Raw genomic sequence first — 13,788 nt, forward strand, 5'->3', positions numbered from 1 at the left:
TGCTCTTGCATTAATGCGCCTTGAGGTTCTTCAGTTCAACCTGCGCAGCACCTTCGGCAGCGGTAGCGATCTGACCGATGACCCAAGGCTGCTCGCCGGCTTCACGCAGTACGTTCAGCGCGGTTTCAACGTGTTCCTGAGCAACGCAGATCACCATGCCGACGCCGCAGTTCAGCACGCGGTGCATTTCGGTTTCGTCGACGTTGCCTTTCTCTTGCAGCCAGTCGAATACGGCCGGACGGGTCCAGCTCGCTACGTCAACCACAGCTTGCGCGCCTTTTGGCAGAACGCGCGGGATGTTGTCGAGCAGGCCGCCACCGGTGATGTGGGCCATGGCCTTGACTGCGCCAGTGTCTTTGATCAGCTTGAGCAGCGGCTTCACGTAGATACGGGTTGGTGCCATCAACAGATCAGTCAGCGGCTTGCCGTCGAGCTGGATGTTTTCGATGTCTGCACCGGACACTTCGATGATCTTGCGGATCAGCGAGTAGCCGTTGGAGTGCGGACCGGAAGACGGCAGGGCGAGCAGGGCATCGCCAGCGGCGACTTTCGAACCGTCGATGATTTCCGACTTCTCGACCACGCCCACGCAGAAGCCGGCCAGGTCGTAGTCTTCGCCTTCGTACATGCCAGGCATTTCAGCGGTTTCACCGCCCACCAGCGAGCAGCCGGACAGTTCGCAGCCAGCACCGATGCCGGTGACGACTTGAGCGGCGGTGTCGACGTTCAGTTTGCCGGTGGCGTAGTAGTCGAGGAAGAACAGCGGTTCGGCACCGCAGACCACCAGGTCGTTGACGCACATGGCAACCAGGTCGATGCCGATGCTGTCATGCTTGTTCAGGTTCAGAGCCAGGCGCAGCTTGGTGCCGACGCCGTCGGTGCCGGATACCAGCACGGGCTGCTTGTAGCCAGCCGGGATTTCGCAGAGGGCGCCGAAACCGCCCAGGCCGCCCATGACTTCCGGGCGCGCAGTGCGCTTGGCGACGCTCTTGATGCGTTCGACCAATGCTTCACCGGCGTCGATGTCTACACCGGCGTCCTTGTAGCTCAGGGAGGGTTGCTTGCTCATGATCCAGGCCTTTAGGGGGGATTCAGGGGTAACGACCGAGTTCGGCAAGTGCACTGAAATGTGTGTGGCGCGATTGCCGCGCGAGCATTTCAGCGTACCCAGCCGTTGCCGGTCTACGAAGGCGCGCGATTTTATCAGGCTTGAGGGGCAGCGGCCATCCTCGGGCCGACGGGCAGAGGCATATCGTGTTAAAAAAACCGAAAATGCCCGCGCTGGTGACCTCGCTCGTGGCTGTATAAGGTATAGCCGTTAACCGGCTATCGTTATGACAGAGTGAAAACTTCCATCGATTGCGTGAATGTTTTGCGCAGGCCGGCGGTCACAGCCTTGCTCAAGTCTGTTCATGCGGTCTGTTCCAGCCGCTTTTTGTCGACGGGAATCCTCCATGCGTTTGTGTAAGCTTCTTTTTGTGGGCTGTTTGTCGTTGGTCAGCCTGGCGAGTAATGCCCAAACCGTTAACGGTCTCTACCAGGTGCGCGAGCCGGTCAGCAGTCAGACCCCGGAGGAGCGCGATCAGGCCACCCAGCGTGCGCTGGAAACCCTCGTGCTGCGTCTGACCGGTGATGCCAAGGCCGCGCAGAATCCAGGGTTGGCGGCGATTCGCAAGGACCCGCAGCAGATCATCAGCCGATATGGCTACGACGCCGGACCACCGGAAAGCCTGCAAGTCGATTTCGATCCCGTCAGCACCGATCGTGCGCTGCGTCAGGCCGGGCTGGCCTTGTGGGGCGCCAATCGGCCGTCGATTCTCGGTTGGTGGCTGAACGATTCGGCCGAAGGTTCAAGCCTGGTCGGCGACGGTCTGGCCAGTGCTGCGCCATTGCGCCGTGCGGCACAGCATCGCGGTCTGCCATTGCGTTTACCACTGGGTGACCTGAACGAGCAGATCGTCGCTACTGCGCCACATCTGGAAGGCAATGATCCGGCGCCGCTGCATGGCATCTCCGAGCGTTACGGCGCGGATGCTCTGTTGGCCGTGCATGCGCGGGAGGAGGGTGGTCAGTGGCAGGCCAAGTGGCATTTATGGCTGGGTGACCAGCGCGAGCAAGGCAGCGTGCAAGGGGCCGACAGTGCGGCTGTGGCCGATGCGGTATTGCTGGCGGTGAGTCAGCGCATGGCGCCGCGTTTCGTTGCCAGGCCAGGAGCGTCCACCGAGCAGGTACTTGAGGTGCAAGGCATGAATCTGGAGCGTTACGCGGTGCTGGGGCGCTTGCTTGAACCGTATGGTGTGCGCCTGCAAAGTGTCGATGGTGACCGGATCGTGTATCGCGTCAACGGCAGTGCCGATCAGCTGCGAGCACAGTTGAGTCTGGCGAATTTGCAGGAAGTGCCGGCGGGCGTTGCGCCTGCAGTGGTTCAGCCAGCAGTCGGCGGTGCAGTACCTGCGGTCGCCCCGGCACCCGCGCCCAAGGCGCAGTTGAGTTTCCGTTGGTAGATTTTCTTTCCTTATATAGAAGCTGGAGTGATTCATGGCCGATACACGGCGTTGGGTGTGGCTTGGTGGGGTAGCCCTGCTGTGCGCATTTGTGTACCTGTTGCATCCGATCCTTACACCGTTCCTGGTGGCGTTGTTGCTGGCCTATCTGTTCGACCCGCTGGTGGATCGCCTGGAGGCATTCGGCCTGTCGCGAACCTGGGGGGTGGTCGCAGTGTTCGCGCTGTTCACCCTGGTCGTCATGACACTGTTACTGGTGTTGGTGCCGATGCTGGCCAAGCAGCTGTTCCGCTTGTATGAACTGGCACCACAAATGCTCGATTGGTTGCAGCACACGGCGATGCCTTGGGCGCAGTCGAAGCTCGGGTTGGCGAATGGGTTCTGGAAGTTCGACAAGGTCAAGGCTGCGATTACCGAGCACATGGGGCAGGCCACTGACATCGTCGGGATCGTGCTGAGCCAGGCCACTGCATCGGGTTTGGCATTGATCGGTTGGCTGGCCAATCTGGTGCTGATCCCGGTGGTGAGTTTTTACCTGTTGCGCGACTGGGACCTGATGATGGCGAAGCTCCGTAGCCTGTTGCCACGTAATCGCGAAGAGCAAGTGGTATCGCTGGCGGACGAGTGTCACGAGGTGCTCGGCGCATTTGTTCGTGGGCAGTTGCTGGTGATGCTGGCATTGGGAGTGATCTACGCGGCGGGCCTGATGCTGGTCGGGCTGGAGCTGGGGCTGTTGATCGGCCTGATTGCCGGTCTGGCAGCGATCGTGCCGTACATGGGCTTTGTGATCGGGATCGGCGCGGCGTTGATCGCCGGGTTGTTTCAGTTTGGTGGCGACCTGTATCCGATGATCGGGATTGTCGCGGTGTTCATGGTCGGTCAGGCGCTGGAAGGCATGGTGCTGACGCCGTTGTTGGTGGGGGACCGGATTGGTCTGCACCCGGTGGCGGTGATCTTTGCGATTCTGGCGGGTGGAGAGCTGTTCGGTTTCACCGGGATCCTGCTGGCATTGCCAGTCGCGGCGGTGATCATGGTGCTTGTTCGGCATGTCCATGATTTATATAAAGATTCTGGCATGTACAGCGGTGTGGATAATTCGGATTGATCAGCCCTGTCGACTGAGTACCCAAGGATGCCCGGCACATTACCGGGCAAGCCTGTAAAACTCTCCCGGCTGTCACATACGCCGTCAAACAAACCTCGGCGATCCTCGCAAGTTAACGCAAACCTTTGATTTTGCTTATGGTCTGCTGCATTGTGCGGCTGGCGTCACGGGTATAAACTTTGCAAACTTTACACAGAGGCCACTAACGGTTCGTTTGAACTGTTCAGTCAGCATGAAACCGATTCAGCTGCCCCTAGGTGTGCGTCTGCGTGATGACGCTACCTTTATCAACTACTACCCTGGCGCCAATGCCGCTGCACTCGGCTATGTCGAGCGGCTGTGCGAAGCCGACGCCGGCTGGACCGAAAGCCTGATCTATCTCTGGGGCAAGGACGGCGTAGGGCGTACGCACTTGTTGCAAGCCGCGTGCTTGCGCTTCGAGCAGTTGGGGGAGCCGGCGGTGTACCTGCCGTTGGCCGAGTTGCTGGATCGCGGTATCGAAATCCTCGACAACCTTGAACAGTACGAACTGGTCTGCCTGGATGACTTGCAGGCAGTCGCAGGGCGGGCTGATTGGGAAGAGGCGTTGTTCCATCTGTTCAATCGCCTGCGAGACAGCGGTCGGCGCCTGCTGATCGCCGCTTCGACCTCGCCACGCGAGTTGCCGGTAAAACTGGCAGACCTCAAATCCCGCTTGACCCTGGCGCTGATTTTTCAGATGCGGCCACTGTCCGATGAAGACAAGTTGCGTGCGCTGCAATTGCGCGCCTCACGTCGCGGTCTGCACCTGACCGACGAAGTCGGGCATTTTATTTTGACGCGCGGCACTCGCAGCATGAGTGCGTTGTTCGAGCTCCTTGAGCGCCTCGATCAGGCCTCCTTGCAGGCTCAGCGCAAGCTGACGATCCCCTTTCTCAAAGAAACCCTGGGCTGGTAAAACCGCGGCCTGTAGTGCGTTTCGGCATCTTTCAGGCGTTAGAAAACCCGCTTCCGGAAGGGTGTTCACGGCGCGTGCAGATTTAAAATGGGCTTAAGCGCTTAGATGTTAACGAGAAACCGATAAGTCACATTCGGATCGATTGAATTTGCAAATGAGGACGATAGAAGGCATAGTCTCGCCTTCTTTACAACTTCAGCCACGGTCGTGCCCATGCTAAATCGCTTCGCACCCCTCGTGCCTCTCGCACTTGTCACCCTGCTTTTTGGTTGCGCGGTTCATTCCCCGGTCTCGCAACAACAAAACGATCAGCAGATTAAAAATTCAGCGACTGCCCAGTCTTCCGTTATTTATCAGGAAGAGCTGGCTACCGAAAAAGAGCTGGCAGACTTTGCCAGCAACAAGCCTTACCAGCTTCCGGTTCTGGCCGACAGCATCCTCGAGCGTGGCCTGTCCCTGGTTGGTACCCGTTACCGCATGGGCGGCACCTCTGAAGCCGGTTTCGATTGCAGCGGTTTCATCGGTTATCTGTTTCGTGAAGAGGCTGGCATGAACCTGCCGCGCTCCACTCGCGAAATGATCAACGTGAATGCCCCATTGGTCTCGCGCAACAACCTGAAGCCTGGCGACTTGCTGTTCTTCGCCACCAATGGTCGTCGCGGTCGCGTCAGTCACGCCGGGATCTACCTGGGTGATGACCAGTTCATCCATTCCAGCAGCCGCCGCAGCGGTGGTGTCCGGGTCGATAACCTGGGCGACAGCTACTGGAGCAAGACCTTCATTGAGGCCAAGCGGGCACTCGCCATGGCCCCAACGACAGTCACGGCACGCAAGTAAGCGGACTTTTTGTAAGGCCAACTTAAAGTCTTACTTGAAGTTTGGCGCGTAGCCGCTAGAATCCTGATCTATTGTTGACTAACTAACCGCGTAAGCCCTGCTTACGCGGTTTTGTTTTCAGCCGCTCGGCAGAGAAAGCCGCTGCCAGATCAGGATGTTCTGCACATGACGATGTCGGCCCGCCTCGCACTTATCTTCCTCGCAGCGCTGCTCAGCGCCTGTGCCAGCCGTACTCCGCCGCCTGTCAAAGTCGTTCGCGCCCCGGTTTTCGCTCCCGCCCAATCGTTCTCGCCTGCCGCTGAAGACGTGCTGATTCGCGCGCTGGGTCTGGTCGGCACGCCTTATCGTTGGGGCGGCAATACGCCGGATTCAGGTTTCGATTGCAGCGGCCTGATCGGCTACGTCTACCGCGATGCGGCGGGTATTTCCTTGCCGCGCTCGACTCGCGAGATGATCGGCATGCAAGCGCCGAACATTGGCCTGGAGGCTCTGCAAACCGGCGACCTGATCTTCTTCGCCACCAATGGCGGCTCGCAAGTCAGCCACGCCGGGATCTACGTCGGTGAAGGTCGCTTCGTGCATGCTCCCGCCACGGGTGGTACGGTGAAGCTCGACAGTTTGTCCAAGGCCTATTGGCAGAGAGCCTACCTGAGCGCCAAGCGTGTTATCGAGCCTGAGCATCTGGCGCACAATTTCTAGTTCGCAGAGGTTGTCATGACCGCTCGCACACTCAATCTCGACGATTCCCTTTATAACTACCTGCTCGACGTTTCCTTGCGCGAAACGCCGCTGCAGCGTCGCTTGCGTGACGAAACCCAGGCGCTGCCCATGGCGCGCTGGCAGGTGGCGCCCGAGCAGGGGCAGTTCCTCGCCTTGCTGGTCAAGCTGATGAGCGCCAGGCGCTTGCTCGAAGTGGGGACTTTCACCGGCTACAGCGCCTTGTGCATGGCGACCGCCTTGCCGGATGACGGCTCGTTGATCTGCTGTGACCTTCCCGGAGACTACAACGCCACGGCGCGCCGCTACTGGCAGGAGGCTGGTCTCGCCGGGCGCATCGATTTGCGTTTGGCCCCCGCGTTGCAAACCCTGGCTCAACTTGAGCAGCAAGGGCAGGGTGGTTGTTTCGATCTGATCTTCATCGATGCCGACAAGGCCAACTATCCGGCGTATCTGGAAAGCGCTCTGCGGCTGCTGCGAAGCGGTGGGTTGGCGGTATTCGACAACACGCTGTGGAGTGGGCGAGTACTGGAAGACAATCCTGCGAGCGAAGACACCCGAGCCATCCAGGCGCTTAATCGCGCCTTGAAGGATGACTCGCGTGTCGATCTGTCGTTGTTGCCGCTGGGCGATGGTTTGACCTTGTGCCGCAAGCGCTAGACCCTGATTGGCCTAAGGTTCAACCTGTCAGCCGCGAGCCTCTTTGAGCAGCAGTGCGATGCCCGGATGGTAGTTGCCGGCTTCGTTGTGCAATTTGCGGTAGGCGTAGGGGAAGTACCAGGCCACGGCGCAGGTGTGTTCCTTTTGCAGGTCGTCGACCATGTCCTGGAGCTCTTCCGGCGTAGGACTGTGCTGGGTCTTTTGCGGGGCAACGAACAGGCAGCCGAGTTTCAGGTCACTGGCATAGCTGATTTTTTTCGCATCGCTCACGACGTCGTGCAAGGCCTGGGTCAGATTCAGGTTGTTGACTCGCGGCCAGCGTTGCGTGGCTTGAAGGTAGGCGCGTTCTTCTTTGCTGGCGATAAACAGGTCGGCGCGGCCATTGCGCTCGCCTTCCTCGATCTGCTTTTTCGTCGGAGTCTGTTCGAGGGTGACCATTTCAGCCATCCACGCTGCCGCCGAAAGCAGGCTCAGGTTGGCGCGTTCGTCAAACCAGTAAGGGCTTTCGTTATCGCCGCGTACTGCGTTGTAGCGGTCGATGCACTCGAACCAGCGCTCCAGCACCGGGCGCAGGAATTCCAGCTTCGGGTTACTGATGATCATGCCTTGCATGTTGCTCCCCCTCTTTGTTCTTGTAATATAAGGTTGTGGCTCTTTGATATCATCGCTTTTAGTGTGGCGCAAGATTGGCGCCAGTTTATTGATCGGGGTCGGTTTCTATCTGTCGATGAGCCCCCGGCTTTAATTGACGCTCCACCCCCAACCCTCTAACCTTCGCGACTTGTTTCAGGTGCTCTGTGACCCAGTGGTCGACCGAGTGAAACAGGGAAGCTGGTGAGGGCGCGTTCTTTGACAGAGCGGGCGACGATCCCGGCGCTGCCCCCGCAACGGTAAATGAGTAAAAACTGCGCTTTGAGCCACTGTGTCGAAGGTCGATATGGGAAGGCGCGCAGTCAGGCGCAAGCCGCTCATGAGCCCGGAGACCGGCCTGATCCATCCAGCGGCATCACGGTGGGCGATGCCAGGCTTCTTGCCGTCTATTTCTATGCCTGCCCGCCGTTATCCAGCCTCAACGGAGAGCTCCCCCATGACTGATTCCCCTGATCGTGACGAACGCCATCTGGCACGCATGCTGCGCAAGAAAGCGGTGATCGATGAGCGTATTGCCAACTCGCCGAATGAATGCGGCTTGCTGCTGGTCCTGTCCGGCAACGGCAAGGGCAAAAGCAGTTCAGCGTTCGGTATGCTCGCCCGGGCGATGGGCCACGGCATGCAGTGCGGCGTGGTGCAGTTCATCAAGGGGCGTAGCAGCACTGGTGAGGAGCTGTTCTTCCGGCGCTTCCCGGAGCAAGTGCGCTTCCACGTGATGGGCGAAGGTTTCACTTGGGAAACCCAGGATCGCCAGCGCGATATCGCCGCCGCCGAAGCTGCCTGGGAAGTCTCCCGTGAATTGCTGCGTGACCCGGGCATTGGTCTGGTGGTGCTCGATGAGCTGAATATCGCCCTCAAGCACGGTTATCTGGACCTCGATCAGGTGCTCAGCGACTTGCAGGCGCGTCCGCCGATGCAACACGTGGTGGTCACCGGTCGTGGCGCCAAGCCGGAAATGATCGAACTGGCCGACACCGTTACCGAAATGGGCATGATCAAGCACGCTTTCCAGGCCGGGATCAAAGCGCAGAAAGGCGTAGAGCTGTGAGTGAGCCGCGCTTTTGCCCGGCGGTACTGATTGCCGCGCCGGCTTCCGGTCAGGGCAAGACCACCGTCACTGCCGCGCTGGCCCGTTTGCATCGCAATCAGGGGCGCAAGGTCCGGGTGTTCAAATGCGGCCCGGACTTTCTCGACCCGATGATTCTCGAGCGCGCCAGCGGTGCGCCGGTCTATCAATTGGACATGTGGATGGTCGGCGAGCAGGAAAGTCGTCGACTGTTGTGGGAAGCCGCCGCTGAGGCTGATCTGATTTTGATCGAAGGCGTCATGGGCCTGTTCGATGGCACGCCGTCCAGCGCCGATCTGGCGCGGCACTTCGGCGTACCGGTGCTGGGTGTGATTGATGGCACCGCCATGGCTCAGACCTTCGGCGCGCTGGCGTTGGGGCTCGCACGTTATCAGCCGGACCTGCCGTTTGCCGGTGTCTTGGCCAACCGCGTCGGTACCTTGCGTCACGCGCAATTGCTCGAAGGCAGCCTCACCGAAGGCCTGCGCTGGTATGGCGCTTTGTCCCGGGAAACCGGGATCGAACTGCCAAGCCGTCACCTGGGCCTGGTCCAGGCCAGTGAATTGAATGACCTCGATCTGCGCCTCGACGCCGCCGCCGAAGCGTTGGCCAGCAGTTGCGAAGTGGCGTTGCCGCCCGCCGTCGAGTTCGCTGCACCTGACGTGATTGCCGCCGAGCCATTGTTGGCCGGTGTGCGAATTGCCGTGGCTCGCGATGAAGCGTTTGCCTTCACGTATGGCGCGAGCCTCGACTTGCTGCGGGCGATGGGTGCGGAGTTGCGATTCTTCTCGCCGATCCATGACCGTGAACTGCCAGAAGCGGACAGCCTGTATCTGCCCGGTGGCTATCCGGAATTGCACCACGTGGCGTTGGCTGAAAACCGCACAATGCTCGATGCCATTCGCGCGCATCACGGCGCTGGCAAACCGTTGTTGGCTGAATGCGGCGGCATGCTGTACCTGCTCGACTCACTGACCGATGTCGATGGCACGCGTGCCGAGTTGGTAGGGCTGCTGGCCGGTGATGCGGTGATGCAAAAGCGCCTGGCCGCGCTGGCCCTGCAAGCGGTCGAGTTACCCGAAGGCGCGTTGCGTGGCCACACCTACCACCATTCGTTGACCAGCACCGAGCTTGAGCCGATCGCTCGCGGCCTGAGCCCTAACGGCGGGCGCGGTGCCGAGGCGGTTTACCGTGACGGGCGGATGACGGCGTCTTATGTGCACTTTTATTTCCCGTCCAATCCGCAAGCGGTGGCGGCGTTGCTCAAGCCATGAATCCTGAAGATCTGGCGTTCAGCGCCGCCGAGCGCGAAGCGGTTTATCGCGCGATTGCCGAGCGTCGCGACATGCGTCACTTCAGTGGCGGCAGCGTCGAGCCCGAACTGCTTCGGCGTTTGCTCGAAGCGGCGCATCGGGCGCCGAGTGTCGGTTTGATGCAGCCCTGGCGGTTTATCCGCATCAGCGACCGAGCGTTACGCGGCAGGATCCAGCAACTGGTGGAAGAGGAGCGGGTACGCACCGCCGAAGCGCTGGGCGAACGCTCCGACGAATTCATGACGCTGAAAGTCGAAGGCATCAATGATTGCGCCGAAGTGTTGGTCGCCGCGCTGATGGATGATCGCGAGCGGCATATCTTTGGTCGTCGGACCTTGCCGGAAATGGACATGGCGTCGTTGTCCTGCGCGATCCAGAATCTTTGGCTGGCGTCCCGTGCCGAAGGTCTGGGCATGGGCTGGGTCTCGTTGTTCGAGCCGCAAGCCTTGGCCGATCTGCTCGGCCTGCCGCCGGGGGCCAAACCGCTGGCGGTGTTGTGCCTGGGACCGGTCAAGGAATTTTACCCGGCGCCGATGCTGGTCCTTGAAGGCTGGGCGCAGGCGCGTCCGCTGAGTGAACTGTTGTACGAGAATTTTTGGGGAGTGAGTCAATGAGTGTGGCGTTGCTGAGTGTCGCCGGCGTAGCGCTGGATGCGCTGCTGGGCGAACCCAAGCGCTGGCATCCGCTGGTGGCGTTCGGCCGTTTTGCCGATCGTATCGAGCAGCGTTTCAACTCTGCCGGTCGTGGCTGGCGCAGTCATGGCGTCACGGCCTGGGTGATGGCGGTGCTGCCGCTGACCCTGTTGATCACGGCATTGTCCTGGTTGCCTTACATCGGCTGGGTCGTCGAGATTCTCGCGTTGTATTGCGCGCTCGGTCTGCGCAGCCTTGGTGAGCATGTCGAGCCGGTGGCTCAGGCCCTGCGCAGCGACGACCTGGATGAAGCGCGCAAGCGTGTCGGTTATCTGGTCAGCCGTCAGACCAGTGAGCTGGACTCGACCGAAGTGGCCCGCGCGGCCACCGAATCGGTTCTGGAAAACGGCAGCGACGCGGTATTCGCCGCGCTGTTCTGGTTTGCCGTCGCGGGTGCGCCGGGCGTGGTGCTCTATCGGCTGAGCAATACGCTGGATGCCATGTGGGGTTATCGCAATGAACGCTTTGAACGCTTCGGCTGGGCGGCGGCGAAAATCGACGATGTGCTCAACTATATTCCGGCGCGTCTGGTGGCATTGACTTACGCGCTGCTGGGCAAAACCCGTTTGGCACTCAAATGCTGGCGCACCCAGGGGCCGACCTGGGACAGCCCGAACGCCGGGCCGGTGATGGCTGCTGGCGCGGGCGCTCTGGGCGTCGAGTTGGGCGGGGCGGCGATCTATCACGGTGAGCTGCATCAGCGTCCACAGTTGGGCGAAGGTGTGCCGGCAGACGCCAACTCCATCGATCACGGCTGGCAACTGGTTCAGCGTGGGGTATGGCTGTGGTTGCTGATCCTCTGTGTGGGAGCCGAGTTTTATGCTTGAGCACGGTGGCCGCTTGCGCAAGGCGGCGTTGCAGTACGGCATCGCCGAAGCCGATTGGCTCGACTTGTCCAGCGGTCTGGCACCTTGGCCGTGGGCGATTCCGGACATCCCGTTGCGGGCCTGGGCGCGCTTGCCGGAAACCGATGACGGCCTGGAGCAGGCTGCACGCGAATACTACGGCGCCTCGCAGGTGCTGCCGGTCGCGGGCTCCCAGGCGGCTATCCAGTTGCTGCCACGCCTGCGTCGCGCCGGTAAAGTCGGCGTGCTCTCGCCGTGTTATGCCGAGCACGCCGAGGCCTGGCGTCGCAACGGCTACATCGTGCGTGAAGTGCTGGAGCAGGAAGTCGACTTTTTCCTCGATAGCCTCGACGTGCTGGTGGTGGTTAACCCGAACAATCCCACCGGCCTGAGCCTGACCCCGGAACGCCTGCTCGACTGGCATGCACGGCTGGCACAGCGCGGCGGCTGGCTGGTGGTCGACGAAGCCTTCATGGACAACACCCCACAGTTGAGCCTGTCGTCTTATACCGATCAGGTCGGCTTGATCGTCTTGCGTTCGTTCGGCAAGTTTTTCGGCCTGGCCGGGGTGCGATTGGGTTTTGTACTGGCCGAGCGCAAATTGCTCAAACTGCTCGCCGAGCAGGTCGGTCCTTGGGCGGTCAGCGGGCCGACCCGGGTAGTGGGTCAGGTCTGTTTGCGTGACACCCAAGGCCACGCTCGCCAGCGTCTGCGCAGTGAAGAAGCGAGCCAGCGTCTGGCTGAGGTTCTCGAGCGTCATGGCTTCAAGCCGCACGGCGGTTGTGCGTTGTTTCAGTGGTTGATCATCGAGCGCGCAGAGCATCTGCACGAATTCATGGCCCGGCGCGGCATCTTGCTGCGCCTGTTCACCCACAATAGCAGCCTGCGGTTCGGCCTGCCGGCCGATGACGCCGATTGGCAGCGCCTCGAGCACGCTTTCGAAGCCTACGCCAAGGAAACCCCATGACCACGCTGATGGTGCAAGGCACCACCTCGGACGCCGGCAAAAGTACCCTGGTAACCGCGCTGTGCCGCTGGCTGACGCGCCAGGGTGTTCGCGTGGCGCCGTTCAAGCCGCAGAACATGGCACTCAACAGCGCGGTAACCGCCGACGGTGGCGAAATCGGCCGCGCTCAAGCTGTGCAGGCCCAGGCGGCCAACCTGGAGCCACACACCGACATGAATCCGGTGCTGCTCAAGCCCAATAGCGATACCGGCGCGCAAGTGATCATTCACGGACGTGCCGTGACCACCATGAACGCCGTCGCCTATCACGACTACAAAGCCATCGCCATGCAAGCGGTGCTCGCCTCTCACCAACGTTTGAGTGCAGCCTATCCGGTGGTGATGGTCGAAGGCGCGGGGTCACCCGCCGAGATCAATTTGCGTGCCGGCGACATTGCCAACATGGGGTTCGCCGAGGCGGTGGATTGTCCGGTGGTGCTGATCGCCGACATCAATCGCGGCGGGGTATTCGCGCATTTGGTGGGCACACTGGAGCTGTTGTCAGCCACTGAGCAGGCGCGGGTCAAAGGCTTCATCATCAACCGTTTTCGCGGCGATATCGCCTTGCTGCAGCCGGGCCTCGACTGGCTGGAAGAGCGCACCGGCAAACCGGTGATCGGCGTGCTGCCGTATGTCATGGATCTGCATCTGGAAGCCGAAGACGGCATCGATCAGCGCCAGGCCGATAAGGCCGAGCAGGTGCTCAACGTGGTGGTGCCGGTATTGCCGCGTATCAGCAACCACACCGACTTCGATCCACTGCGTCTGCATCCGCAGGTCGATCTGCAATTCATCGGGCCGGGGCAGCCGATTCCGCCTGCCGATCTGATCATCCTGCCGGGCTCGAAGAGCGTGCGCAGCGACTTGCACTACTTGCGCACCAACGGCTGGGACGCGGCCATTACCCGCCATTTGCGTTACGGCGGCAAGCTGCTCGGCATTTGCGGTGGCCTGCAAATGCTCGGCGAGCACGTGCACGACCCGCTGGGGCTGGAAGGCGCGGCGGGCTCCAGTGCCGGTCTCGGCTTGCTGGCGTTCGAAACCGTGCTCGAAGAAGAGAAACAGCTGCGCAATGTGCGCGGACATCTGACGTTGGAAAACGCTGAAGTCAGCGGTTATGAAATTCACGCCGGGGTCACCACCGGTAGTGCTTTGGAGCAGGCGGCGGTGTTGCTGGATGACGGTCGCAGCGACGGAGCCCGAAGTGCTGACGGACAGGTGCTCGGCACGTATTTGCACGGCCTGTTCGAATCCCCGGCAGCGTGCAGTGCGCTGTTGCGCTGGTCCGGTTTGCAGGACGTGCAGGACGTCGATTACCACGCCTTGCGCGAGCGTGATATCGAGCGGTTGGCGGACCTGGTGGAGAAGCATCTGGATACTGGGTTGTTGCGTGAGCTCTGTGGGTTTTGAGGTGGTTGTGCCGGCCGCATCGCGAGCAGGCTCGCGATGACCTCGG

At 60.9% G+C, this 13,788-nt stretch carries 14 protein-coding genes and 1 riboswitch; of the genes, 12 read left to right on the plus strand and 2 right to left on the minus strand.

The window, feature by feature from the left end; all coding sequences use genetic code 11:
• Positions 1–10: 10 nt before the first annotated feature.
• A complete protein-coding gene (gene purM / locus AC1DIH_RS21315; protein WP_145020505.1) occupies positions 11–1,069 on the minus strand; it encodes a phosphoribosylformylglycinamidine cyclo-ligase in 1,059 nt (352 codons plus the stop codon).
• A gap of 385 nt (positions 1,070–1,454) precedes the next feature.
• Between purM and AC1DIH_RS21320 the strand changes: the two genes are divergently transcribed.
• The 6 genes from AC1DIH_RS21320 (at position 1,455) to AC1DIH_RS21345 (ending at position 6,760) form a co-directional block, all read left to right on the plus strand.
• Positions 1,455–2,504, plus strand: a complete 1,050-nt coding sequence (locus AC1DIH_RS21320) for a DUF2066 domain-containing protein (protein WP_477773168.1) — start codon at positions 1,455–1,457, stop codon at positions 2,502–2,504.
• A 34-nt stretch (positions 2,505–2,538) separates the two neighbouring features.
• Complete coding sequence (locus AC1DIH_RS21325; RefSeq protein ID WP_477773169.1) at positions 2,539–3,609, plus strand: AI-2E family transporter; 1,071 nt, start codon at positions 2,539–2,541, stop codon at positions 3,607–3,609.
• Positions 3,610–3,841: 232 nt separating this feature from the next.
• Positions 3,842–4,546, plus strand: coding sequence for a DnaA regulatory inactivator Hda (gene hda / locus AC1DIH_RS21330; RefSeq protein ID WP_008033543.1), 705 nt, complete (start codon positions 3,842–3,844; stop codon positions 4,544–4,546).
• A gap of 213 nt (positions 4,547–4,759) precedes the next feature.
• Positions 4,760–5,383, plus strand: a complete 624-nt coding sequence (locus AC1DIH_RS21335; RefSeq protein ID WP_427530364.1) for a C40 family peptidase — start codon at positions 4,760–4,762, stop codon at positions 5,381–5,383.
• A 165-nt stretch (positions 5,384–5,548) separates the two neighbouring features.
• Positions 5,549–6,082 (plus strand): C40 family peptidase, encoded by a 534-nt coding sequence (locus tag AC1DIH_RS21340; RefSeq protein ID WP_477773170.1) that lies wholly within the window; start codon positions 5,549–5,551, stop codon positions 6,080–6,082.
• Positions 6,083–6,097: 15 nt separating this feature from the next.
• On the plus strand, positions 6,098–6,760 hold the full coding sequence (locus AC1DIH_RS21345; protein ID WP_477773171.1) for a class I SAM-dependent methyltransferase: 663 nt from the start codon (positions 6,098–6,100) through the stop codon (positions 6,758–6,760).
• 27 nt (positions 6,761–6,787) lie between these two features.
• Here AC1DIH_RS21345 and AC1DIH_RS21350 read toward each other — a convergent pair whose 3' ends face one another.
• Positions 6,788–7,372 carry a hypothetical protein gene (locus AC1DIH_RS21350; protein WP_477773172.1) on the minus strand — a complete coding sequence of 195 codons (585 nt, stop codon included), beginning with the start codon at positions 7,370–7,372 and terminating at the stop codon, positions 6,788–6,790.
• A 159-nt stretch (positions 7,373–7,531) separates the two neighbouring features.
• A riboswitch (cobalamin riboswitch) is annotated at positions 7,532–7,766 on the plus strand.
• An 81-nt stretch (positions 7,767–7,847) separates the two neighbouring features.
• Here AC1DIH_RS21350 and cobO point away from each other — a divergent pair.
• The 6 genes from cobO to AC1DIH_RS21380 are packed head-to-tail and all read left to right on the plus strand — an operon-like array spanning position 7,848 to position 13,742.
• Positions 7,848–8,459 carry a cob(I)yrinic acid a,c-diamide adenosyltransferase gene (gene cobO, locus AC1DIH_RS21355; protein WP_477773173.1) on the plus strand — a complete coding sequence of 204 codons (612 nt, stop codon included), beginning with the start codon at positions 7,848–7,850 and terminating at the stop codon, positions 8,457–8,459.
• Entirely contained in the window at positions 8,456–9,751 is a 1,296-nt protein-coding gene (locus AC1DIH_RS21360; RefSeq protein ID WP_477773174.1) for a cobyrinate a,c-diamide synthase, read from the plus strand. The genes cobO and AC1DIH_RS21360 overlap by 4 nt, the downstream gene beginning before the upstream one ends.
• Entirely contained in the window at positions 9,748–10,404 is a 657-nt protein-coding gene (bluB, locus tag AC1DIH_RS21365; protein WP_477773175.1) for a 5,6-dimethylbenzimidazole synthase, read from the plus strand. The genes AC1DIH_RS21360 and bluB overlap by 4 nt, the downstream gene beginning before the upstream one ends.
• Positions 10,401–11,309 carry an adenosylcobinamide-phosphate synthase CbiB gene (gene cbiB, locus AC1DIH_RS21370; RefSeq protein ID WP_477773176.1) on the plus strand — a complete coding sequence of 303 codons (909 nt, stop codon included), beginning with the start codon at positions 10,401–10,403 and terminating at the stop codon, positions 11,307–11,309. The genes bluB and cbiB overlap by 4 nt, the downstream gene beginning before the upstream one ends.
• Complete coding sequence (gene cobD / locus AC1DIH_RS21375; protein ID WP_477773177.1) at positions 11,302–12,294, plus strand: threonine-phosphate decarboxylase CobD; 993 nt, start codon at positions 11,302–11,304, stop codon at positions 12,292–12,294. The genes cbiB and cobD overlap by 8 nt, the downstream gene beginning before the upstream one ends.
• Complete coding sequence (locus tag AC1DIH_RS21380; protein WP_477773178.1) at positions 12,291–13,742, plus strand: cobyric acid synthase; 1,452 nt, start codon at positions 12,291–12,293, stop codon at positions 13,740–13,742. Before cobD ends, AC1DIH_RS21380 begins: the two co-directional genes overlap by 4 nt.
• Positions 13,743–13,788 lie beyond the last annotated feature (46 nt).

It is taken from the genome of Pseudomonas sp. 05N36 (genome assembly GCF_056397385.1).

Excerpts from the sequence above, each read along its gene's own strand:
- AC1DIH_RS21340 (WP_477773170.1), top strand. The coding sequence starts at position 5,549 with ATGACGATGTCGGCCCGCCTCGCACTTATCTTCCTCGCAGCGCTGCTC.
- hda (WP_008033543.1), top strand. The coding sequence starts at position 3,842 with ATGAAACCGATTCAGCTGCCCCTAGGTGTGCGTCTGCGTGATGACGCT.
- cbiB (WP_477773176.1), top strand. The coding sequence starts at position 10,401 with ATGAGTGTGGCGTTGCTGAGTGTCGCCGGCGTAGCGCTGGATGCGCTG.
- AC1DIH_RS21320 (WP_477773168.1), top strand. The coding sequence starts at position 1,455 with ATGCGTTTGTGTAAGCTTCTTTTTGTGGGCTGTTTGTCGTTGGTCAGC.
- bluB (WP_477773175.1), top strand. The coding sequence starts at position 9,748 with ATGAATCCTGAAGATCTGGCGTTCAGCGCCGCCGAGCGCGAAGCGGTT.
- AC1DIH_RS21345 (WP_477773171.1), top strand. The coding sequence starts at position 6,098 with ATGACCGCTCGCACACTCAATCTCGACGATTCCCTTTATAACTACCTG.
- AC1DIH_RS21350 (WP_477773172.1), bottom strand. The coding sequence starts at position 7,372 with ATGCAAGGCATGATCATCAGTAACCCGAAGCTGGAATTCCTGCGCCCG.
- cobD (WP_477773177.1), top strand. The coding sequence starts at position 11,302 with ATGCTTGAGCACGGTGGCCGCTTGCGCAAGGCGGCGTTGCAGTACGGC.
- AC1DIH_RS21335 (WP_427530364.1), top strand. The coding sequence starts at position 4,760 with ATGCTAAATCGCTTCGCACCCCTCGTGCCTCTCGCACTTGTCACCCTG.
- cobO (WP_477773173.1), top strand. The coding sequence starts at position 7,848 with ATGACTGATTCCCCTGATCGTGACGAACGCCATCTGGCACGCATGCTG.
- AC1DIH_RS21325 (WP_477773169.1), top strand. The coding sequence starts at position 2,539 with ATGGCCGATACACGGCGTTGGGTGTGGCTTGGTGGGGTAGCCCTGCTG.
- purM (WP_145020505.1), bottom strand. The coding sequence starts at position 1,069 with ATGAGCAAGCAACCCTCCCTGAGCTACAAGGACGCCGGTGTAGACATC.
- AC1DIH_RS21380 (WP_477773178.1), top strand. The coding sequence starts at position 12,291 with ATGACCACGCTGATGGTGCAAGGCACCACCTCGGACGCCGGCAAAAGT.